The organism is Quatrionicoccus australiensis, assembly GCF_020510425.1.
Lineage (GTDB): Bacteria > Pseudomonadota > Gammaproteobacteria > Burkholderiales > Rhodocyclaceae > Azonexus > Azonexus australiensis_A.
Window position 1 is genome coordinate 1,128,845 of sequence record NZ_JAHBAH010000001.1, and the last position, 21,217, is coordinate 1,150,061.

Sequence of the window (21,217 nt, forward strand, 5' to 3'; positions counted from 1 at the left end):
CCTTTGAAGCGGTATATCATACCCGAAATCCCCTCCGGCCCCGCCGCAACACCTTCTGGAAATTTTACCGATGAGCGATCCCCAAAGCCTCAAGAACATGGGCCTGAAAGCCACCTTTCCGCGCCTCAAAATTCTTGAGCTTTTCGAGAGAACCACGGTGCGGCACATGACGGCGGAAGACGTCTATCGCATGCTCATCGCCGAAAACATGGACATCGGGCTGGCCACCGTCTATCGCGTCCTGACCCAGTTCGAACAGGCCGGGCTGCTCGAGCGGCATTTCTTCGAATCCGGCAAGGCCGTCTTCGAAATCAATCACGGCAAGCACCACGACCACCTGGTCTGCATCGATTGCGGCCGCGTCGAAGAGTTTTACGACCCGGAAATCGAAAAGCGCCAGAACGCGATTGCCGAGGAGCGCGGTTTCGCGATCCAGGATCACGCGCTCTATCTCTACGCCCAGTGCACCAAGACCAACTGCACGCACCGCAACAATCCCGACGACAAGTCCTGAGCGGCAATGCCTGATTTCGCAGTACTGGCGCCGGGGAGCTGGTTTTCCTCGGCGGGGACCACTTTTTTGCTGATCGCTCTCGCCGAGTTCGGCGACAAGAGCCAGCTTGTCTGCATGACCCTCGCCGCACGCCATCGCGGCTTGCCGGTCGTGCTCGGCGCGATTGCCGCCTTCGCCATTCTCAACCTGCTTGCCGTGCTGTTCGGCGCCGCCGTTGCCGCCTGGCTGCCGGCTTGGGTCATCACGCTGGCGGTGGCCGTGCTGTTTGCCGTGTTCGGCGTCAGCGCCCTGCGTTACGAAGAAGAGGATGAGGACGAAGCGATCGAGGAAAAGCCGGGGCACGGCGTTTTCGCAACGACTTTCCTGCTGATTTTCCTGGCCGAATTCGGCGACAAGACGCAGATCGCCGTCGCCGGCCTCGGCAGCACCACCGCAGCCGCCGCCGTATGGACAGGCGCCACCCTCGCCCTGGCCTGCACCTCGCTGCTCGGCGTCTTCGCCGGCCGCAAGTTGCTGCAACGCCTGCCGCTGGTCTGGATCCACCGCATCAGCGGCGCGTTCTTCATCCTGCTCGCGCTGCTCGCGCTCGGCAAACTGGCCTACGGCGAAATCTGATTTTTGCCTCTGGACGGACGTCGACCGTCCGGGACGACCGGCTTACTGGAAGCGCAGCAGTTCGCGGGCGTGCTGGCGGGTGATCTCGGTAATTTCGACACCGCCCAGCATGCGGGCAATTTCCTGCACCCGACCGCCCTCGTCGAGCGGCGCAATGGCACTCAGCGTCACCCCGTCGCGCGTCGCCTTGCTCACCTGCCACTGCCAGTTGGCCTGCGCCGCAACCTGCGGCAGGTGCGTCACGCACAGCACCTGACGCTCGCCGCCGAGTTCATGCAACAGGCGACCGACGATCTCGGCGACGCCGCCACCGATGCCGACATCGACCTCGTCGAAAATCAGGGTCGGCACACTGGCCGAACGCGAGGTCAACACCTGGATGGCCAGGCTGATCCGCGACAGCTCGCCGCCGGAAGCCACCTTGGCGAGCGGCTTCGCTTCGTTGCCAGCGAGACCGCCAACGCGGAACTCGACCTGCTCCAGCCCGTAGGCCTGGCCGTTCTCGATGGGCAACAAAGCCACTTCGAAACGCCCCGACGACAAGGCCAGCTGCCGCATCACTTCGCTGACCGCCAGCCCCATCTCGGTCGCGGCTTTTTGCCGTCCGCTGGAGAGTTGACCGGCCAGCGCCAGATATTCCTTCTGCGCCACCGCCGCGCGTGCCTGCAGCGCAGCCAGATCGGCGGCCACTTCGAGTTCGCCCAGACGGCGCTGCCAGCCGGCCAGCAAGGCCGGCAGCTCAGGCGGCTGGACGCGATATTTGCGGGCATTCGCCATCACCGCGTCCATGCGCCGTTCGACCTCGGCCAGGCGGGCCGGATCGAGATCCGCACGATCGGCGTAACGGCGCAGGGTCGAGACGGCTTCCGACAATTCGGCCTGAACCGATTGGACCAGTGCCGCCACTTCTTCCAGCGCCGGATCGTACTCGGCCAGGCTGGTCAGACGTGTCGCCACGCTGTCGATCTGGCGCTCGCAGGCGCCCTCGTCTTCGGCCAGCACGCCGAGCGCGAACTGCGCACCGTCGATCAGGCTGGCGGCGTGTGCCAGACGACGGTGCTCGACATCGAGCCCGGCCCATTCATCTTCGCCGAAGGACAAGGCGGCCAGTTCGCGCACCTGCCATTCGAGCTGTTCGCGTTCGCGCGCCAGCGCCTCGGCGCCCTCGCTGGCTGCCATCAGCGCCTGCCCGGCTTCGCGCCAGATGCGGAAGGCGCTGCCAACTTCGCGCACTAGAGAACCCAGACCGGCATGGGCATCGAGCAGGGCGCGCTGCGCATCGCTGCGCAACAGGGATTGATGCGCATGCTGGCCGTGAATATCGACCAGCCATTCGCCGACTTCGCGCAATTGCTGCGCAGTGGCCGACGAACCGTTGATGTAGGCGCGCGAACGGCCGCCGGCATCGACGACACGGCGCAGCAGCAACTCGCTGTCGGCGTCGAAATCGTTGGCAAGCAGCCAGGCGCGCACCTCGGGCAAAGCAGAAATATCGAAGGTCGCCGCCACTTCAGCCTTGTCGCAACCGGAACGGATCACGCCGGCATCGGCGCGCTCGCCGAGCGCCAGGGTCAGCGCATCGATCAGGATGGACTTGCCGGCCCCGGTCTCACCGGTCAACGTGCCAAAACCGGTCGAAAACTCGAGTTCCAGGCGGTCGACGATGACAAAATCGCGAATAGTCAGGTGGCGCAACATCGGAAATCAGGGGCCTTTCGGGCGCTCGCTCCAGTGCAGCTTCTGGCGCAGCATGGCGAAGTAGCTGTAACCGGGCGGATGCAGGAAACGGATGGAATAGCCGGAACGCTTGATGCGCACGCAATCGTCGCGCGCCAGATCGAGCGTGACCTGGCCGTCGAAGTGCACGCGCGGATCGTCGGCATTGGCGATGCGCAGTTCGATATCGGCACTGTCATTGACGATGATCGGCCGGTTGGTCAGCGCATGCGGGCAGAGCGGCACGAGCGCGATGCCGGCCAGGGTCGGATGCATGATCGGGCCGCCGGCCGACATCGAATACGCCGTCGAACCGGTCGGCGTGGCGACAACCAGGCCGTCCGAACGCAGGTTGTAGATGAATTCGCCGTCGATGAAGAGTTCGAACTCGATCATGCGGCCGATCGCCCCCTTGTCCACAACGACGTCGTTGAGTGCCAGGTTGGACGCGATTTCCTTGCCGTCGCGGATCACCTCGGCGGCCAGCAGCATGCGGTTTTCCGGCATGAAGCGCCCGTCGAGCAGATCGTCCATGCAGGTCAGCATGTCGTCGCGCGCGATATCGGTCATGAAGCCGAGCCGGCCCTGATTGACGCCGACCAGCGGCACGCAGTAGCGCGCCAGGCGGCGCGCTGCATTGAGCATGGTGCCGTCGCCGCCGAGCACGATGGCGAGGTCGGCATGCGCACCGATGTCGTTGAAACCGCAGGTCACCCAGCGCGACAGATCGACCTTGCGCCCGATGTGCTCCGCCGTCTCGCGTTCGATGAAAACGCTGACGCCCCGCTCGTGCAGGTATTCGGCCAGACGACGCAAGGACTCGGCAATTTCCATACTGTGGTATTTGCCGACCAGAGCAATCGTCCGCGGCGCGCGGATGGACGCGAAGCTTCTGTTCATGGCCCGAATTCTTGCATAAAAATCGCCGCGCGCGCTTGCTCGATCTCCATCTCCCTGAAGCGGAAGGCGCCGGCAACGCTTGAGCGGCAAAGCGCAGTAAGATTCCCTCTCCCTTTCCTCCCGGCAAAACCCATGCATCTCCCCGACCACCAACTGAGCATGACCGTCCTGATGACGCCTGACATGGCCAATTTTTCCGGCAATGTGCACGGCGGCACCATCCTCAAGCTGCTCGACCAGGTTGCCTATGCCTGCGCCAGCCGCTACGCCGGCGAATATGTCGTCACCTTGTCGGTCGACCAAGTGATGTTCCGGCAATCCATCCACGTCGGCGAACTGGTGACCTTCCTGGCCAGCGTCAATTACACCGGTCGCACGTCGATGGAAATCGGCATCAAGGTGCTCACCGAGAACATCCGCGAACACAGCGTGCGCCACGCCAACAGCTGCTTCTTCACGATGGTCGCCGTCGACGAACAGGGCAAGGCGACACCGGTGCCGCCACGCCAGCCGCAAACGGCCGAAGAAAAGCGCCGCTTCCAGGCCGCCATCCTGCGCCGCGAACTGCGCCAGGAGTTCGAATCGCGCCGCCAGGCCCTGCATCCGGTCGACATCGCGTAAATGCCCTTTTTCATGGCGCTGCCCGCATAAATGAAGGGCAGCAGCAACGCCGGTTTTTTGTACAATCCCCAGCCATGATTGATGATCGCTCCCGCTCCCTGCTCAAGACGCTGGTTGAACACTACATTGCCGACGGCCAGCCGGTCGGCTCGCGGGCACTGTCGAAGTTTTCCGGGCTCGACCTGTCGCCGGCCACCATCCGCAATGTCATGGCCGACCTTGAGGAAGCCGGCTTCGTCTCCAGCCCGCACACCTCGGCCGGCCGCGTCCCGACGGCACGCGGTTACCGCCTGTTCGTCGACAGCCTGCTCACCGTGCGACCGCTCGAAGCACGCCAGATGGGCGCCATGGAAGAAGCGCTGAACGGTCAACCGGCCAGCCAGATCATTTCCAGCGCCTCGCACCTGCTCTCCGGCCTGACCCATTTTGCCGGCGTCGTCATGGCGCCGCGCCGGGGTGCCAGCCGCATCCGCCAGGTCGAATTCCTCAGCCTTTCTGAAAAGCGCATCCTGCTCATCATCGTCACCATGGATGGTGACGTGCAGAACCGCATCCTCAACACCGACAAGAACTATTCGCCATCCGAACTGGTGACCGCCGCCAATTACCTGAACCAGAATTTCGGCGGCATGGATTTCGAGCAGATCCGCCATCGCCTGACCCAGGAAATCCAGCAGTTGCGCGACGACATCAGGCCGCTGATGACGCTGGCCCTTGAAGCCGGCGATGCCGCCTTGTCGGAAAATCCGGCGCCCTATGTCATTTCCGGCGAAAAGAACCTGCTCGACGTCGAGGAACTCTCTTCGAACATGAAACGCCTGCGCGAACTGTTCGACCTCTTCGACCAGCGTTCCAGCCTGATGCGCCTGCTCGACGTTTCCAACCGTGCCGAAGGCGTGCAGATCTACATTGGCGGCGAATCCGGCATCGCCCCGCTCGACGAATGCAGCGTCATCGCCGCCCCCTACACCGTGGACGGCCAGATCGTCGGCTCGGTCGGCGTCATCGGCCCGACCCGGATGGCCTACGAACGGGTCATCCCCATTGTCGACATCACCGCCCGCCTGCTCTCCAGCGCCCTTTCCTACCAATCGGACAACTGATGCCACGCTTTCTCACCGAGCCGCCGCACCGTCACGGCACGGCGGCCACCACCGCCGTCGTCCTCGTCAACCTGGGCACCCCGGACGCGCCGGATGCGCCGTCGCTCAAGCGCTACCTGCGCCAGTTCCTGTCCGATCCGCGCGTCGTCGAGATTCCCAAGCCGATCTGGTGGCTGATCCTGAACGGCATCATCCTCAACATCCGGCCAAAGAAATCGGCCGCCAAGTACGCCTCCGTGTGGATGCCGGAAGGTTCGCCGCTGCGCGTCCATACCGAACGCCAGGCCAAGCTGCTCGCCGGCTACATCGGCGAACGCGGTCATCACCTGACTGTTACCTGGGCGATGCGCTACGGTTCGCCATCGATTCCCGATGTGCTGTCCCGCCTCAAGGCCGGCGGTGCGACACGCATCCTGCTCGTCCCGATGTATCCGCAGTATTCGGCAAGCACGACGGCTACCGTCATCGATGAGGCCTGCCACTGGCTGACGCAAATCCGCAACCAGCCGGAACTGCGCTTCATCCGCAACTTCCACGACGACGCCGGCTACCTTGGCGCCCTCGAGCAAAGCGTGCGCAAGCACTGGCAGGCCAGCGGCCAGTTGACTGCCGATGCCCGCCTGATCATCAGTTTCCACGGACTGCCCAAACGCAGCCTCGACCTTGGCGACCCCTACTACTGCGAATGCCAGAAGACCGGCCGCCTGCTCGCCGAACGCCTGAAGCTGCAGCCCGAGCAATACAAGGTCTGCTTCCAGTCGCGCTTCGGCAAGGCAGAGTGGCTGCAGCCCTACACCGCACCGACCCTGCAGGCACTGGGCAAGGAAGGCGTGCGCCGCGTAGACATCATCTGCCCGGGCTTCACCGCCGACTGCCTGGAAACACTGGAAGAAATCGCCCAGGAAGGGCGAGACGACTTTCTCGCCGCCGGCGGCAAGGAATACCACTACATTCCGGCACTCAACGAGAACAACGACTGGCTGCACGCCCTGACCAGCCTCGTCGAGCAACATCTCGGCGGTTGGCCGAGCAAGGCGGAAATCGATCCGCGGGCACAGGAGCTGACCGCCAGCCTGGCCGTCAAGCACGGCGCCCACTCTTGAAAAGCGGGGCACCGGCCCACACATCAGGAAAACCTGATTAACCGGAGCCCCCGATGAGTGAAAGCCTGCATGTCGTCTGCCCGCACTGCGCGGCAGTCAACCGTCTTCCCGCCGCCCGCTTGGGCGAGCACCCGAATTGCGGACAATGCCGGCAGGCGCTGTTTTCGGGCTCGCCGATCGAGTTGACCGCTGGCAATTTCGAACGCTAGGTCGGGCGCAGCGATCTGCCGGTCGTCGTCGACTTCTGGGCCCCTTGGTGCGGCCCCTGTCGCAGCATGGCCCCGGCCTTTGCCCAGGCCTGCGCCGAATTCGAACCGCAGGTTCGCTTCGCCAAGCTCAATACCGAGAACGAACAGCAACTGGCCGCCCACTTCAATATCCGCAGCATCCCGACCCTGGCCGTTTTCAGGAACGGTCGCGAAATTGCCCGCCAGAGCGGCGCACTTGACGCGAACTCCCTCAAACACTGGGTCCGCGCCAGTCTTAACAAAACTTAACTTTCCGGGCTGGGGGCCGTTAACCAAGGAACATATTCCCCCCGGAGGCCCGCCATGAAAATCGCCAGCGCCCAGCTGCAAATGAGTTCATCGCACAACAGCACGCAACGCCACGAAGTTCGCGAATCGACACAGATGTGGGTTGGTCAGCGCCGGCCCAACAGCGAGCCGCAAGTCCGCCAGCCGGCCGCGAACAGCAGCCTCGTGACACTCTCCGATGCGGCAAGGCAGGGCAGCCAATCTGCGGAAGCGATCAACTCGGAGGTCGATGCAGCGGTCGACAATGATCCGATGCTGAATTTGATCCGCAGCATGCTGGAATATCTGACCGGCAAAAAAATTCACACGTTTGACAGCAGCCAGCTGCACGGCAGCAATGGCTCGGCAACCAGCAACACAGCACCGGCAGCAAGCGGCAGCCCAGGCAACACACCAGCGCCGGCGGCCGGCTATGGCATGGCTTACGACTACCACGAATCCTACAGCGAAACGGAGCAGACCAGCTTCTCGGCCACGGGTAGCGTACAGACCGCCGACGGGCGCAGCATCAACTTCAATGTCGAATTATCGATGTCGCGCAGCTATTACGAAGAGAGCAACGTCAGCATCCGCCTCGGCGATGCAGCCCGTCAGGTCGATCCGCTGGTCCTCAATTTCGCCGGCAATGCCGCCCAGCTGACTGACCAGCGCTTTGCCTTCGACCTCAACAGCGACGGCAGCGCGGAACAGATCAATTTCGTTGCCCCGGGCAGCGGCTTTCTCGTGTTTGACCGCAACCACGACGGCGTCATCAACAACGGCAAGGAAATGTTCGGCCCGAGCAGCGGCAACGGTTTCAGCGAACTCGCCGCCCTCGACGATGACAAGAATGGCTGGATCGATGAAAACGATGCTGCATTCGGCCAACTCCAGGTCTGGACACGCAACGCTGATGCAAAAGAGCAACTGCTTTCACTGGGCGATGCCGGAGTGGGTGCTATCGCCCTGGCGAACGTCGCTACGCCATTCAGCCTGAAAAATGACAGCAACCAGCTACTTGGCAAAATTCGCAGTTCCGGTATTTTTTTGCAGGAAGACGGAAGCGCTGGCACAATCCAGCAAATCGACCTGACAGCCTGATAAGATGGTCGCTATTGAGGGGACACAATGCCGAGGTTTGGTGACATGAAAATATGGATACGCCTGACGGCTGCCATCTGGCTGACACTAGCCATCATCTGGACGATCATCATCGTCTGGGCTACGCAAGTTAATCGCGACACGGCCATCCGACAGGCCCAGGATTTCTCGCAAAGCATCCATGAAATGACCATGGCCGGCCTGACCGGCATGATGATCACCGGCACGGTTGGCCAGCGCGAGGTATTCCTCGACCAGATCAAGCAACTGTCGATCATCAAGGATCTGCACGTCGCCCGTGGCGAGGCCGTCGTCAAGCTCTACGGCCCCGACACCAAGGAGACCCGCCAGCTCGACCCGCTGGAAAAGCAGGTCATGTCTACCGGCGTACCTTATCTTTCGGTCGAGTCCGGCAACGGCAATTCCTACCTGCACGTCATCAACCCGACCAAGGCTTCCAAGAACTACCTCGGCAAGGATTGCGTGCTCTGCCACCAGGTGCCCGAAGGCACGGTACTCGGCATTGTCAGCATGAAGGTATCGCTCGACTCCGTCGAAGCCGATGTCTCTGCTTTCCGCATCAAGATTGCCGGCGTTGCTCTGGCGGCGGTCGGCATCCTGCTCGTCATCATCTATCTGCTGACCAACCATTTCGTCACCGTACCGCTCGACGAATTGCGCAAGGGGCTTTCCGACATCGCCCGCGGCGAAGGCGACCTGACCCGGCGCCTGCCGGTCAAGGGCAAGGATGAAGTCGGCCAGGCTGCGCTCGTCTTCAACGAGATGATGGAGAACTTCAACCAGTTGGTCCGTCAGGTACGCGATTCCGCGGCCCAGGTCTCGGCCCGCGTCGCAGCGCTTTCCGACAACGCCGACCGCGTTTCGCAAAGCTCGCATCAGCAGAATGAAAAATCGAACGACGCTGCTGCAGCGGTCGAACAACTGGTTTCCAGCATTTCCTCGATCGCCCAGAGCGCCGAGCATGTCCAGCACCAGTCGCAGGAAAGCCTGCTGCGCGCCAACGAAGGCAGCCGCAACCTCAAGGTACTGCTCGGCGAAATGGATGTCGTCGAACAGGCCGTCAAGGAAATGGCCGGCTCGGTGAACGAATTCGTGCGCAGCACCGAGGCGATCACCCACATGACCCGCGAGGTCAAGGACATCGCCGAACAGACCAACCTGCTGGCGCTCAATGCCGCCATCGAAGCCGCTCGCGCCGGCGAGCAGGGTCGCGGCTTTGCCGTGGTCGCCGACGAGGTACGCAAGCTGGCCGAAAAATCGTCACGCTCGGCCAGCGAGATCGATTCGATTACCGCCACGCTGAGCGCCCAGTCGGTCGCCGTCCGGCGCAGCATCGAAGAAGGCCTGGAACATCTGGAAAGCAGCCAGACTGCCGTAGCCACGGTATCCAGCGTCTTGCAGGCCACCAATGGTTCGGTGACCGAAGTCGGCCATGGCCTGGATGCTATCGCTGCAGCAACCGACCAGCAGCGCCGCGTCTCCGGTGATGTCGAAGCCAGCATCGAAGCCATTGCCGGCATGGCACGCGAAAACAACGGCACGGTGGAACAGACCACGGGCGCCGCACACGACCTGAAACGTCTGGCCGAAGGCCTGACAGCGATGGTGGGCCGCTTCAAGGTCTGAACATAAATCAGCCACAAATAAAAACCGCCTCGATCGAGGCGGTTTTCACATCGGCGTTTTGCCGGCCGTCCAGCGCGACAGCTATTACATCGGCGCCAATTCCAGATCGAGCCCACCGCCCGGACGGGAACGCGAAAAGGTGTTCACCGAACCAGTACCGGCTTCGACAGCCGGTTGCCCCTGCGCCGCCGCGATCTTGTTGACCTCGCGCAAGCGCTTGATCATGCGTGCCAGCAAGGCATTGCGCAGGCGACTCAGCAGCTCCTCCGAAGACAGCGCCAGGGCCGCGGCATTGATCTCGAGAAAGAGCGTTGTTTCAAGCGTGATCGCCGTCGCGCTGCGCTGATCGCTGGCCGGATGCAGGAAAGCCACCTCGCCGACCGGCTCGCTGACGCCGAGGCGACACAGGGCGCGTCCCTCGATCGAAATCTCGACACTGCCGGACAGGATGATGCCGAACACCTTGTTACGCTCACTTTCGCGCACGATGGCGACATTCGGGGCAATTTCGCGCCAGACGGAAACGCGCAGCACTTCCCACAATTCGATATTTTCGAACTCGGTGAAAAAGTCGAGCTTGCGCAACATCTCGAAATGCCGGCTGTCCTGGGCCGTTTCGTCCTCTTCGAGTATCTGGTAACGCACCGACGACAAATCCTTGGCGAACTCGGCACCATTCTTGTAGCGGCTGTAGAGATCCTTTTCCAGCGCCCGCCGCATGATCGGATTGAGGCCCTCGGGCAGATTCGGATTGAGCGCAGTCACCGCCGGCGCGTCGGTATTGATGATGCGATAGATCAGGGTTGCCTGATTTGCGGCCCGAAATGGCAGTCGACCGGTAAGCAGCTGGAACATCACGACACCGAGCGAATAGAGGTCGGTTTTCTGGTTGAGCGGGTAGCCCTTGATCTGCTCCGGCGACATGTAGGCTGGCGAGCCGACGCCCATGATGAAGGTCGAGTCGCGGTCCATGTCCTTGTTCATGTTCAGGGCCAGACCGAAATCGGCGATCTTCGGCTCGTCATTGGCGGCGACCATGATGTTGGCCGGCTTGATGTCGCGATGGATGATGCCCTGCCGATAAGCCGAATCAAGTGCCATGCAGCACTTGAAGATGATGCCGATGACGCGGTGCATGGGCAGCAGCTTGTCGATGCGGCAATGCTCTTCAAGGCTGAAACCGTCGATGTACTCCATCGCCAGATAGGCGTAATCGTCCTCGACAACGGCGTCGTAGACCTGCACGATGTTCGGGTGATTCATCCGGCGCGAAACCATGCCTTCATTCTGGAAAAGCTTGCGCATGCGGCGCGACATCGCCGCGCTGTCCTGACCAAAACTGATCACTTTGACAGCGACCTGACGCCCCGCCTCGGGATCGTCACAGAGATAAACCGTCGCCGTCGCCCCCTTGCCGAGTTCGCGAACAACGCGGTATTTGCCGATTGTTTCCATTCAGGCTGCAGAAAAATGAATCATCAGACGATCGTAGCACGCAGACGAAGTGATGGCAGCAGTTTTGCCTGCGCAAGAATATTTGTCGAAGGCTCTTGAAACCATCATTCACGCCCCCAGATAGCGAAAAGATTTTTGGGAGAAATACGCATGTCGAACAACGAAACCACCCAGGAAGACCTGCTGGGTAAGCAAACCATTACCGAACCCGTCGTCGAGCCGGCCGTTGCCGCAAACACGGACACCCTGCCCAGCATCGAGGAACAATTCCGCCAGCTGGAGCTGAAGGCCGCCGAGCACTACGACGCCTGGCTGCGTGCCAAGGCCGAGGGCGAAAACATCCGTCGCCGTGCACAGGAAGACATCAGCAAGGCGCACAAGTTCGCGGTCGAAAAATTTGCCGGCGAACTCCTCGCCGTCAAGGACAGCCTGGAAGCCGCCCTGGCCGTGCCGGAACAAACCGTGGAAAGTTTCAAGTCCGGCGTCGAGCTGACCTTGAAGCAACTGGTCGCCGCTTTCGAAAAGAACGCCCTGATCGAGGTCAACCCGGTCGGCGAAAAGTTCGATCCGCACAAGCACCAGGCCATCGGCATGGTCGACGCCGAGCAGGAAGCCAATACCGTCGTCACCGTGCTGCAAAAAGGCTATCTGATCGCCGAGCGCACCCTGCGCCCCGCACTGGTCATGGTCACCAAACCGAAGTCTTGAAATCCGGGGCAACGCCCCCAACTCCAGAACATCGCATTCATTCGTATTCAGTAAAGGAATAAATCATGGGCAAAATCATTGGTATTGACTTGGGCACCACCAACAGCTGCGTCGCCATCATGGAAGGCGGCACGCCGAAGGTTATCGAGAACTCCGAAGGTGCACGCACCACGCCGTCCGTCATCGGCTATGCCGAAGATGGCGAAATCCTCTCCGGCGCCCCGGCCAAGCGCCAGGCCGTGACCAACCCGATGAACACGCTGTATGCCGTCAAGCGTCTGATCGGTCGCCGCTTCGAAGAGAAGGAAGTGCAGAAGGACATCTCCCTGATGCCCTACAAGATCGTCAAGGCCGACAACGGCGACGCCTGGGTTGCCGTGCGCGACAAGAAGATCGCCCCGCCGCAGGTTTCCGCCGAAGTGCTGCGCAAGATGAAGAAGACCGCCGAAGACTACCTCGGCGAAGAAGTCACCGAAGCCGTCATCACCGTACCGGCCTACTTCAACGACAGCCAGCGTCAGGCGACCAAGGACGCCGGCCGCATCGCCGGTCTGGAAGTCAAGCGCATCATCAACGAACCGACCGCAGCCGCCCTTGCCTTCGGCATGGACAAGGCGCCGGGCAAGGACCGCAAGATCGCCGTGTATGACCTCGGCGGCGGTACCTTCGACATCTCGATCATCGAAATCGCCGACGTTGATGGCGAAAAGCAGTTCGAAGTTCTCGCCACCAACGGCGACACCTTCCTCGGCGGCGAAGACTTCGACCAGCGCCTGATCGACTACATCATCGACGAATTCAAGAAGGAATCCGGCGTCAACCTGAAGGCCGACGTTCTCGCCCTGCAGCGCCTCAAGGAAGCCGCCGAAAAGGCCAAGATCGAGCTGTCCTCCAGCCAGCAGACCGAAATCAACCTGCCCTACATCACCGCTGACGCCTCCGGTCCGAAGCACCTGGCCCTGAAGATCACCCGCGCCAAGTTCGAATCCCTGGTCGACGAACTGATCGAACGCACCATGGCGCCTTGCGTCATGGCGCTCAAGGATGCCGGCTGCAAGATCGGCGACATCGACGACATCATCCTGGTCGGCGGCCAGTCGCGCATGCCCAAGGTGCAGGACAAGGTCAAGGAAATCTTCGGCAAGGAACCGCGCAAGGACGTCAATCCTGACGAAGCCGTTGCCGTCGGCGCGGCCATCCAGGGCGGCGTGCTGCAAGGCGAAGTCAAGGACGTGCTGCTCCTCGACGTCACCCCGCTGTCGCTCGGTATCGAAACCCTGGGCGGCATCATGACCAAGCTGATCCAGAAGAACACGACGATCCCGACGAAGGCTTCGCAGACCTTCTCGACCGCCGACGACAACCAGAACGCCGTGACCATCCACGTGCTGCAGGGCGAGCGCGAAGTCGCTTCCGGCAACAAGAGCCTCGGCCAGTTCAACCTGGAAGGCATCCCGCCGGCCCCGCGTGGCACGCCGCAGATCGAAGTCATTTTCGACATCGACGCCAACGGCATCATGCACGTCACCGCCAAGGACAAGGCGACCGGCAAGGAAAACAAGATCACGATCAAGGCCAACTCCGGCTTGAGCGAAGCTGAAATCCAGGCCATGGTCAAGGATGCCGAGCTGCACGCCGAAGACGACAAGAAGGTGCATGAACTGGCCGATGCCCGCAACCAGGCCGACGGCATGGTGCACATGGTCAAGAAGTCGCTGACCGAATACGGCGACAAGCTCGACGCCGCCGAGAAGGAAGCCATCGAAGCCGCGATCAAGGATGTCGAATCCGTGCTGCGCGACGGCGACAAGGACACCATCGTCGCCAAGACCGAAGCCCTGAGCCAGGCCGCCCAGAAGCTGGGTGAAAAGATGTATGCCCAGCAACAGGCGGAAGGTGCTGCTGCCGGTACCGCCGGTCAACAAGCCGAAACGGGCGAAAAGACCGTCGAAGGTGACGTGGTTGATGCCGAATTCACGGAAGTGAACAAGGACAAGAAGGCTTAAAACGGACACAGATGTGCCGTTTTAAGTGGCCGGATCGAAGCGGACGCCCCGGCGCCGCCTCGATCCGGCCTTTGTGCAGCACCTGTCGGAAACAGCTATGTCAAAACGCGATTTTTACGAAATTCTTGGCGTCAACCGGGACGCCAGTGAAGACGAGATCAAGAAGGCCTACCGCAAGCTGGCCATGAAGCACCACCCCGACCGCAATCCGGACAATCCGGCGGCCGAGGAAAAATTCAAGGAAGCCAAGGAAGCCTACGAGATCCTGTCGGATAACCAGAAGCGCGCTGCCTACGACCAGTACGGCCACGCGGGCGTCGATCCGCAAGCAGGCATGGGCGGCGGTTTTGGCGGTGGCGGCGGCGGTGGTTTTGCCGATGCCTTCGGCGGCATTTTCGACGAGATCTTTGGTGGTCGTGGCGGCGGTGGTGGCGGCGGTGGCCGCTCCAACATCTACCGCGGCGCCGACCTGCGCTACAACCTCGAAATCACGCTCGAGCAGGCCGCGCACGGCACGGAAACCAAGATCCGCATTCCGACCATGGAAGTCTGCGAACCGTGCAGCGGCTCCGGCGCCAAATCCGGCACCCAGCCGAAGACTTGCCCGACCTGTGGCGGCTCCGGCCAGGTCCGCCTGCAACAGGGTTTCTTCTCTATCCAGCAGACCTGCCACAAATGTCACGGCACCGGTCGTTTCATCGCCGACCCGTGCAAATCCTGCGGTGGCGCCGGGCGCATCAAGCAGCACAAGACACTGGCCGTCAAGATTCCGGCCGGGGTTGATGAGGGCGATCGCATCAGGCTTGCCGGTGAAGGCGAACATGGCGTCAATGGCGGCCCGCCGGGCGACCTTTACGTCCAGATCCACCTCAAGCAGCACGCTGTATTCACCCGTGACCACAACGACCTGCATTGCGAAATGCCGATTTCCTTCACCACGGCAGCGCTCGGTGGCGAAATCGAGATTCCGACGCTGGACGGTGCCGCAAGCATCAAGATCCCCGGTGAAACCCAGTCCGGCCGGGTCTTCCGCCTGCGCGGCAAAGGCATCAAGGGCATCCGCAGTCACGCCCATGGCGACCTGATGTGCCATGTCGTGGTCGAAACCCCGATCAACCTGACCGACCGCCAGAAGGAACTGCTCAAGGAGCTGGAAGAATCCAGCCGCGACAGCGGTGCCAAACACAACCCCCGCGCCAAGTCCTGGATGGACAAGGTTAAGGAGTTTTTTGAGGACTGATGCTTGACCTTGCGGTGCAGGCTAACCTGCTCCAGCAGGTTAAGGAGCAAAGCTCCGGCCGAAACCACAAGGTGAAGGAATTTCTCGAAGATTGACCAAGGCGCAGCCTGCCCTGCCAGCCCGCAAATTGCCCCGCGCATGCCACATGCCCGGGGCAATTTTCATTTTGGCCACTTCCGGACGGTCGACCGCTGGCCGGACGCGATTCCCAAACTCACGCGGCAAGACTTCTCGGGGCGCGCTTTCGACTGTTAGAATCGGTGAATCATTGATGGGGGAGACCACACATGCAAGTCCTGAAGAGACTGGCCACTATTGGCGCCATTGCCTGTTCAGCCCTGAGCTGGGCGAGCGACCCGGGCATCACCGACAGCAGCATCACCCTCGGCATGTCGGCACCCCTGTCGGGCCCGAACGGCGCCTACGGCCTCGACATGCGGCAAACCATCCAGGCCTATTTCGAACAGGTCAACAAGGCCGGTGGCATCAACGGTCGCCGACTCGAACTGATCGCCCTCGACGACGGTTACGAGACCGACCGCACGGTTGCCAACACCAAGATCCTGCTCAACGAAAAACGCGCCTTCGCGCTGCTTTCCTACTACGGCTCCAGCCCGACCACCGAAGCCATGAACGGCGTTTTCGGTCCGGCCCGCGTGCCGCTGGTCGGCACCATTTCCGGTGCGGCCAGCCTGCGCGAACCGATCAGCAGCAATGCAAATGCGCGCTACATGTTCAACGTCCGCGCCAGTTATGCCGACGAAACGGAAGCCATCGTCAATCAACTGGTTTCTCTGGGCCTGAAGAGCATCGCGGTGTTCTACCAGAACGATGGTTTCGGCAAATCCGGACTGGAAGGCGTCACGACCGCGCTGCAAAAACACAACCTGAAGCCGTCGGCAGTCAGCACCGTCGAGCGCAATTCGGTCGACGTCGCCAAGGCCGTCGAACCGATCGCCAAGGCCAATCCGCAGGCCGTGATCATGGTCACGCTGTACAAGCCGACCGCCGCCTTCGTCAAGGCGATGAAAAAAGCCGGCCAGGCGCCGATGTTCATGACCCTGTCGCCGGTCGGCACCGAGCAGCTGGTCCAGGAACTCGGCCCCGATGCCCGCGGTCTCGGCATCTCGCAAGTCGTGCCCTATCCCTGGAACGACGTCGTGCCGATCGTGCGCGATTACCAGCGCCTGACCAGCAAGACCAACCCGCCGTCCTACTACGGCATGGAAGCCTATCTGATGGCCCGCACCATGGTCGAAGGCCTCAAGCGGGCCGGCAAGGACCTGAGCCGCGAAAAACTGACCTCGACCCTGGAAAGCATGGGGCCGGTCGATTTCGGCGGCTACCGCGTCAATTACGGCAGCAACAGCCACCTCGGCTCGCGCCATGTCGAACTGACGGTGATCGGCGCCGGCGGCAAGGTGCTCAAGTAAGCCGGACGGTCGACACGAAAAAAAGGCCCTTTTTCAGGGCCTTTTTCATTTCCGTACGGTGACTCAGGCGCGTCGCCAGGTCGTTCCCTGGGCACTGTCGTCGAGCACGATGCCGGCCGCTTTCAGCGTGTCGCGAATGCCATCGGCCGCGGCAAAATCGCGCGCCTTCTTGGCGGCGGCACGATCGGCAATCAGTTGCTCGATGGCGGCTTCATCAAGACCGCCGGCCTTGGCCGCACCGCGCAGATAAACGGTCGGCTCGCGTTCGAGCAGGCCGATGATGCCGCCCAGCGCCTTGAGCAGACCGGAAAGCTCGCCGCTCTTCTGGCGGTTGACCTCGCCGGCCAGCTCGAAAAGGACGGCGATCGCGCCGTGCGAATCGAAATCTTCGTCCAGCGCCGCGGCAAAACGGCTGGCGAAATCATTGCTCCAGTCGATGTCGACCGCCTGCGGCGGCACGTCGCGCAGGGCGAAGTAGAGGCCGTCCAGGCTGTTCTTCGCATCGTCGAGATGCGCGTCCGAGTAATTCAGCGCACTGCGATAATGCGCGCGCAGGATGAAGAAGCGCACCACCTCGGCATCGTAGCTCTCGAGCACGGTGCGGATAGTGAAGAAATTGCCCAGCGACTTCGACATTTTCTCGTTGTCGACGCGCACGAAACCGTTGTGCATCCAGTAATTGACGTAGGAGCAGCAGTTAGCGCCCTCGGACTGGGCAATTTCGTTCTCGTGATGCGGGAACTGCAGATCCTGGCCGCCGCCGTGGATGTCGAAATGCTGGCCGAGAATGCTCGAGCTCATCGCCGAGCACTCGATGTGCCAACCCGGTCGACCTTCGCCCCAGGGCGATTCCCAGGCCGGCTCACCCGGCTTGGCGTGTTTCCAGAGCACGAAATCGAGCGGATCCTGCTTGGCCGAGTCGACCTCGACCCGTTCGCCGGCACGCAGATCGTCGAGCGACTTGCCGGACAGCTTGCCGTAACCCTCGAACTTGCGCACCGCGTAATTGACGTCGCCATCGACCGCCCGATAGGCCAGGCCACGCGCTTCCAGCTTGCCGATCAGATCGAGCATCTGCGGCACGAACTCGGTCGCGCGCGGCTCGTGATCGGGACGCAACACGCCCAGCGCATCGGCATCCTCATGCATGTAGGCGATGAAGCGATCGGTCAGTTGCAGAATGGTTTCACCGTTTTCAGCGGCGCGACGAATGATCTTGTCATCAATGTCGGTGATATTGCGCACATAGGTGACGTCATAACCGCTAGCTTTCAACCAGCGATAAACCATGTCGAAGACCACCATGACCCGGGCATGCCCGAGGTGGCAATAGTCGTAAACCGTCATGCCGCATACGTACATGCGGACCTTGTTGGCTTCTATGGGCGTAAAAACCTGTTTTTCCCGCTTCAGGGAATTGAAAATCTTGAGCATGCCGGGATAAATTCATGGAGCCGCCGGGCTTGAGAAGCCTATGGGAAGGGCAGCATTTTTGATAGAATCTTGGGATTGTAAAACTCTGGAAATTATAGCACAGCGATGAACACGACCTCTCTGCCCCAGCCCCGTTTCCAGCAGCTCAAAGCGCTGCGTGCAATTGCCCTTGGCCTGGCCATCGGTTTTGCAGCACCGGCCTTTGCCGACAACCTTCCGGAAGTGCAGCGTCTGATCAAGCAGGGTCAGCTGCCGCAAGCCATGGAGAAGGTTGACGCCTACCTGAGCAGCAAGCCCCGCGATGCCCAGGGCCGCTTCCTCAAAGGTCTGATCTATACCGAAATGAACAAGCCGGCCGAGGCCGTCGGCGTTTTCACCAAGCTGACCGAAGACTACCCGGAACTGCCCGAACCCTATAACAACCTGGCCGTGCTCTACGCCCAGCAGAAGCAGTACGACAAGGCCCGCACGGCGCTCGAAATGGCCATAAGGACTCACCCTTCCTACGCCATCGCCTATGAGAACCTCGGCGACGTCTACGCCAAGCTGGCCAGCCAGGCCTACGACAAGGCGCTGCAACTCGACAACTCGAACGCCACGACGCAAAACAAGCTGGCCCTGATTCGCGACCTGATCACCACCGGCAAGGGCAATGTCAAACCGACCATGCCGGCTGCACCGGTCGCTGCCGCGCCGGCACCGGTTGCCGCACCTGTCGCAGCCAAGCCGGCTGTCGCACCGACCGCCAGCGTTGTCGCCACCACGCAGGGCGCTGCTTCGACCGCCCAGGCCAAGCCGGCAGCCGCCCCGGCACCGGCAGCCGCCCCGGTTGCCGCACCGATGCCCGCCGTAGTCAAGACCGATGCAGCACAGGACGACGTGGCAAAAGCCATCAACAACTGGGCCAATGCCTGGTCGCGCAAGGACATGAAGGGCTATCTGGGCGCCTATGCGGCTGACTTCAACACGCCGAAGGGCATGGCCCGCAAGGCCTGGGAAGCCGAACGCGAAGACCGCATTGCCGGCAAGCCGGGCAAGATTTCGGTGAACATCGATGAGCCGACCATCACCATCAACGGTGACAAGGCAACCGCCAAGTTCCGTCAGCACTACAAGGCCGGCAGCCTCGACTCCTCGTCGACCAAGACGCTGGTTCTCGTTCGCTCCGGCAGCAAGTGGCTGATCAAGGAAGAAAACGCTCGCTGATGCTCGTCCGCAAGTTAGCAATTATCGGATTGGCAAGCTGTTTGGCCGGCCATGCGCTGGCCAAACAGCAAAAAGCACCGAAGCAGGCAAACGCAACATCGTCGCAGAAGTCCGCAAAAATCGTATCGCGCGTCGCGAAAACCACGCTCGTCGCCGCACCGCTCGTCCTCGCCCGCAACAGCACGGCGGCCACCGCTGGCCGCCTGCCGGCAACCGTTTCGGATAGCGGCCCGGAAGCCCAACTGGCGAGGATTTTCAAGGAAATCGAGGCCAATCAGCTGGGGCGCGCCCTGGAGCTGACCGAAGCCCTGCTCCGCCAGCACCCCAACTACCGCCTCGCCAACCTGATCAAGGGCGATCTGCTGCTGGCACGACGCCAGCCGATCCAGACCTTCGGCGCGCTGAGCGGCGCCCCGGCCGACAAGGTGGCCGACCTGCGTGCCGAGGCCATCGTCCGCCTCAAGGGCTATCGCGAAAAGCCGGAGGCCAACTTCGTCCCGCGCTACCTGATGCAGATGCCGGCCGATCAGCGCTACGCCATCGTCGTCGACACCAAGCGCTCACGCCTTTACGTTTACGAAAACGATGTCGCCAATGGTGGCCGGCCGCGCTTCATTGCCGACTACTACGTGACCCAGGGCAAGCTCGGTGCCGAAAAGGTTTCCGAAGGCGACAAAAAGACACCGATCGGCGTCTATCACGTCACCTCCAACCTGCCGCGCCAGAAACTGGGCGACCTTTACGGCAACGGCGCCTACCCGCTCAATTACCCGAACGAATGGGACAAACGGCAGGGACGCAGCGGCAGCGGCATCTGGCTGCACGGCACGCCGTCCGACACCTTCGCCCGGCCACCGCGCGCCTCCGACGGCTGTGTCGTGCTGACCAATCAGGATCTCGACACCGTCGCCAAGAATCTGCAGATCGGCCTGACTCCGGTCATCATCAGCAATTCGATCGAATGGCTGTCGCTCGACGACTGGCACAAGGAACGCAACGAACTCAACAAGACCATCGACGCCTGGCGCGCCGACTGGGAAAGCCGCGACACCGACCGCTTCATGAAGCATTACTCGAAGCGCTTCAAGTCGGCCGACCAGAGCTTCGACCAGTTCGCCGCCCAGAAGAAGCAGGTCAACGCCGGCAAGGAATGGATCAAGGTCAAGCTCGACAATCTCTCCGTCTTCCGCAACCCCGGCAAGGAAGAAATGATCGTCGTCACCTTCGATCAGGACTACCGCAGCAACAACCTCAACAACCAGATGAAAAAGCGCCAGTACTGGTTGCGTGAAGATGGCCGCTGGAAAATCATTTACGAAGGAAGTGCCTGATGCTCAAGAAAATCTCCCTGCTTGCCGCCGGCCTGCTTGTTTCGCTTGCCGCCTGGTCTACGCCCACGGTCGAAATCACGACCTCGCTCGGCAAAATCACCGTCGAACTGGCGGCTGACAAGGCCCCGAAAAGCGTTGCCAATTTCCTGCAATACGCCAAGAGCGGCTTCTACAACGGCACCGTCTTTCACCGCGTCATTCCCGGCTTCATGGTCCAGGGCGGCGGTTTCGATGCCAAGATGACCCAGAAGCCGACCGGCCCGGCCATCGAAAACGAAGGCAAGAACGGCCTGAAGAACCTGCGCGGCACGCTCGCCATGGCCCGCAAGCCGGACCCGCACTCGGCCACCGCCCAGTTCTTCATCAACCATGCCGATAACGCCTTCCTCGACTACCCGAGCCAGGACGGCTGGGGCTACGCCGTGTTCGGCAAGGTCACCCAGGGCATGGATGTCGTGGACCGCATCGCCCAGGTGCCGACCGGCAATGCCGGCCCCTTCCAGAACGTGCCGGCCACCCCGGTCATCATTCAAAACGTCAAAATCATCTCTGAAAAATAAGGATTACCC

The 21,217-nt window shown here is 61.6% G+C and carries 20 protein-coding genes; 16 read left to right on the plus strand and 4 right to left on the minus strand.

Annotation, left to right across the window (positions count from 1 at the left end):
* Window positions 1-70 precede the first annotated feature (70 nt).
* Together fur and KIG99_RS05525 are read left to right on the plus strand one after the other, a co-directional pair.
* Window positions 71-514, plus strand: coding sequence for a ferric iron uptake transcriptional regulator (gene fur, locus KIG99_RS05520; protein ID WP_226440995.1), 444 nt, complete (start codon window positions 71-73; stop codon window positions 512-514).
* A gap of 6 nt (window positions 515-520) precedes the next feature.
* Window positions 521-1,129: a TMEM165/GDT1 family protein gene (locus KIG99_RS05525; protein WP_226459232.1), complete on the plus strand. Its 609-nt coding sequence runs from the start codon at window positions 521-523 to the stop codon at window positions 1,127-1,129.
* A gap of 42 nt (window positions 1,130-1,171) precedes the next feature.
* Here KIG99_RS05525 and recN read toward each other — a convergent pair whose 3' ends face one another.
* On the minus strand, window positions 1,172-2,827 hold the full coding sequence (recN, locus tag KIG99_RS05530; RefSeq protein WP_226459233.1) for a DNA repair protein RecN: 1,656 nt from the start codon (window positions 2,825-2,827) through the stop codon (window positions 1,172-1,174).
* A 6-nt stretch (window positions 2,828-2,833) separates the two neighbouring features.
* Window positions 2,834-3,745 carry an NAD kinase gene (locus KIG99_RS05535; RefSeq protein ID WP_226440998.1) on the minus strand — a complete coding sequence of 304 codons (912 nt, stop codon included), beginning with the start codon at window positions 3,743-3,745 and terminating at the stop codon, window positions 2,834-2,836.
* A 132-nt stretch (window positions 3,746-3,877) separates the two neighbouring features.
* Between KIG99_RS05535 and KIG99_RS05540 the strand changes: the two genes are divergently transcribed.
* The 7 genes from KIG99_RS05540 (at window position 3,878) to KIG99_RS05565 (ending at window position 9,835) form a co-directional block, all read left to right on the plus strand.
* Window positions 3,878-4,366 (plus strand): acyl-CoA thioesterase, encoded by a 489-nt coding sequence (locus KIG99_RS05540; protein WP_226459234.1) that lies wholly within the window; start codon window positions 3,878-3,880, stop codon window positions 4,364-4,366.
* Window positions 4,367-4,440: 74 nt separating this feature from the next.
* A complete protein-coding gene (gene hrcA, locus KIG99_RS05545) occupies window positions 4,441-5,469 on the plus strand; it encodes a heat-inducible transcriptional repressor HrcA (protein ID WP_226459235.1) in 1,029 nt (342 codons plus the stop codon).
* Window positions 5,469-6,572 (plus strand): ferrochelatase, encoded by a 1,104-nt coding sequence (hemH, locus tag KIG99_RS05550; RefSeq protein WP_226459236.1) that lies wholly within the window; start codon window positions 5,469-5,471, stop codon window positions 6,570-6,572. The genes hrcA and hemH overlap by 1 nt, the downstream gene beginning before the upstream one ends.
* Before the next feature lie 53 nt (window positions 6,573-6,625).
* Window positions 6,626-6,781 carry a hypothetical protein gene (locus tag KIG99_RS20940; protein WP_455431251.1) on the plus strand — a complete coding sequence of 52 codons (156 nt, stop codon included), beginning with the start codon at window positions 6,626-6,628 and terminating at the stop codon, window positions 6,779-6,781.
* Window positions 6,782-6,796: 15 nt separating this feature from the next.
* On the plus strand, window positions 6,797-7,069 hold the full coding sequence (gene trxA, locus KIG99_RS20945) for a thioredoxin (protein ID WP_455431260.1): 273 nt from the start codon (window positions 6,797-6,799) through the stop codon (window positions 7,067-7,069).
* Between the two features lie 54 nt (window positions 7,070-7,123).
* Window positions 7,124-8,188 carry a VCBS repeat-containing protein gene (locus KIG99_RS05560; protein WP_226459237.1) on the plus strand — a complete coding sequence of 355 codons (1,065 nt, stop codon included), beginning with the start codon at window positions 7,124-7,126 and terminating at the stop codon, window positions 8,186-8,188.
* A gap of 45 nt (window positions 8,189-8,233) precedes the next feature.
* Window positions 8,234-9,835 (plus strand): methyl-accepting chemotaxis protein, encoded by a 1,602-nt coding sequence (locus KIG99_RS05565; RefSeq protein ID WP_319002360.1) that lies wholly within the window; start codon window positions 8,234-8,236, stop codon window positions 9,833-9,835.
* 84 nt (window positions 9,836-9,919) lie between these two features.
* Here KIG99_RS05565 and KIG99_RS05570 read toward each other — a convergent pair whose 3' ends face one another.
* On the minus strand, window positions 9,920-11,290 hold the full coding sequence (locus tag KIG99_RS05570; protein WP_226459239.1) for a serine/threonine protein kinase: 1,371 nt from the start codon (window positions 11,288-11,290) through the stop codon (window positions 9,920-9,922).
* A gap of 150 nt (window positions 11,291-11,440) precedes the next feature.
* Here KIG99_RS05570 and grpE point away from each other — a divergent pair, with 150 nt between their 5' ends.
* The 4 genes from grpE (at window position 11,441) to KIG99_RS05590 (ending at window position 16,677) form a co-directional block, all read left to right on the plus strand.
* Window positions 11,441-11,998 (plus strand): nucleotide exchange factor GrpE, encoded by a 558-nt coding sequence (gene grpE / locus KIG99_RS05575; protein ID WP_226459240.1) that lies wholly within the window; start codon window positions 11,441-11,443, stop codon window positions 11,996-11,998.
* 65 nt (window positions 11,999-12,063) lie between these two features.
* Window positions 12,064-14,004, plus strand: coding sequence for a molecular chaperone DnaK (gene dnaK / locus KIG99_RS05580; protein ID WP_226459241.1), 1,941 nt, complete (start codon window positions 12,064-12,066; stop codon window positions 14,002-14,004).
* A 97-nt stretch (window positions 14,005-14,101) separates the two neighbouring features.
* On the plus strand, window positions 14,102-15,244 hold the full coding sequence (gene dnaJ, locus KIG99_RS05585; protein ID WP_226459242.1) for a molecular chaperone DnaJ: 1,143 nt from the start codon (window positions 14,102-14,104) through the stop codon (window positions 15,242-15,244).
* 287 nt (window positions 15,245-15,531) lie between these two features.
* A complete protein-coding gene (locus tag KIG99_RS05590; RefSeq protein ID WP_226459243.1) occupies window positions 15,532-16,677 on the plus strand; it encodes an ABC transporter substrate-binding protein in 1,146 nt (381 codons plus the stop codon).
* Between the two features lie 63 nt (window positions 16,678-16,740).
* On the opposite strand, the gene cysS is transcribed toward KIG99_RS05590, so the two are convergent.
* A complete protein-coding gene (gene cysS / locus KIG99_RS05595) occupies window positions 16,741-18,111 on the minus strand; it encodes a cysteine--tRNA ligase (protein ID WP_226459244.1) in 1,371 nt (456 codons plus the stop codon).
* 105 nt (window positions 18,112-18,216) lie between these two features.
* Between cysS and KIG99_RS05600 the strand changes: the two genes are divergently transcribed.
* Genes KIG99_RS05600 through KIG99_RS05610 form a run of 3 tightly spaced genes read left to right on the plus strand, consistent with a single transcriptional unit; the run spans window position 18,217 to window position 21,208 of the window.
* Entirely contained in the window at window positions 18,217-19,317 is a 1,101-nt protein-coding gene (locus KIG99_RS05600) for a nuclear transport factor 2 family protein (protein WP_226459245.1), read from the plus strand.
* 29 nt (window positions 19,318-19,346) lie between these two features.
* Window positions 19,347-20,648, plus strand: a complete 1,302-nt coding sequence (locus KIG99_RS05605) for a L,D-transpeptidase family protein (protein ID WP_226459246.1) — start codon at window positions 19,347-19,349, stop codon at window positions 20,646-20,648.
* Window positions 20,648-21,208: a peptidylprolyl isomerase gene (locus tag KIG99_RS05610; protein ID WP_226459247.1), complete on the plus strand. Its 561-nt coding sequence runs from the start codon at window positions 20,648-20,650 to the stop codon at window positions 21,206-21,208. Before KIG99_RS05605 ends, KIG99_RS05610 begins: the two co-directional genes overlap by 1 nt.
* Window positions 21,209-21,217 lie beyond the last annotated feature (9 nt).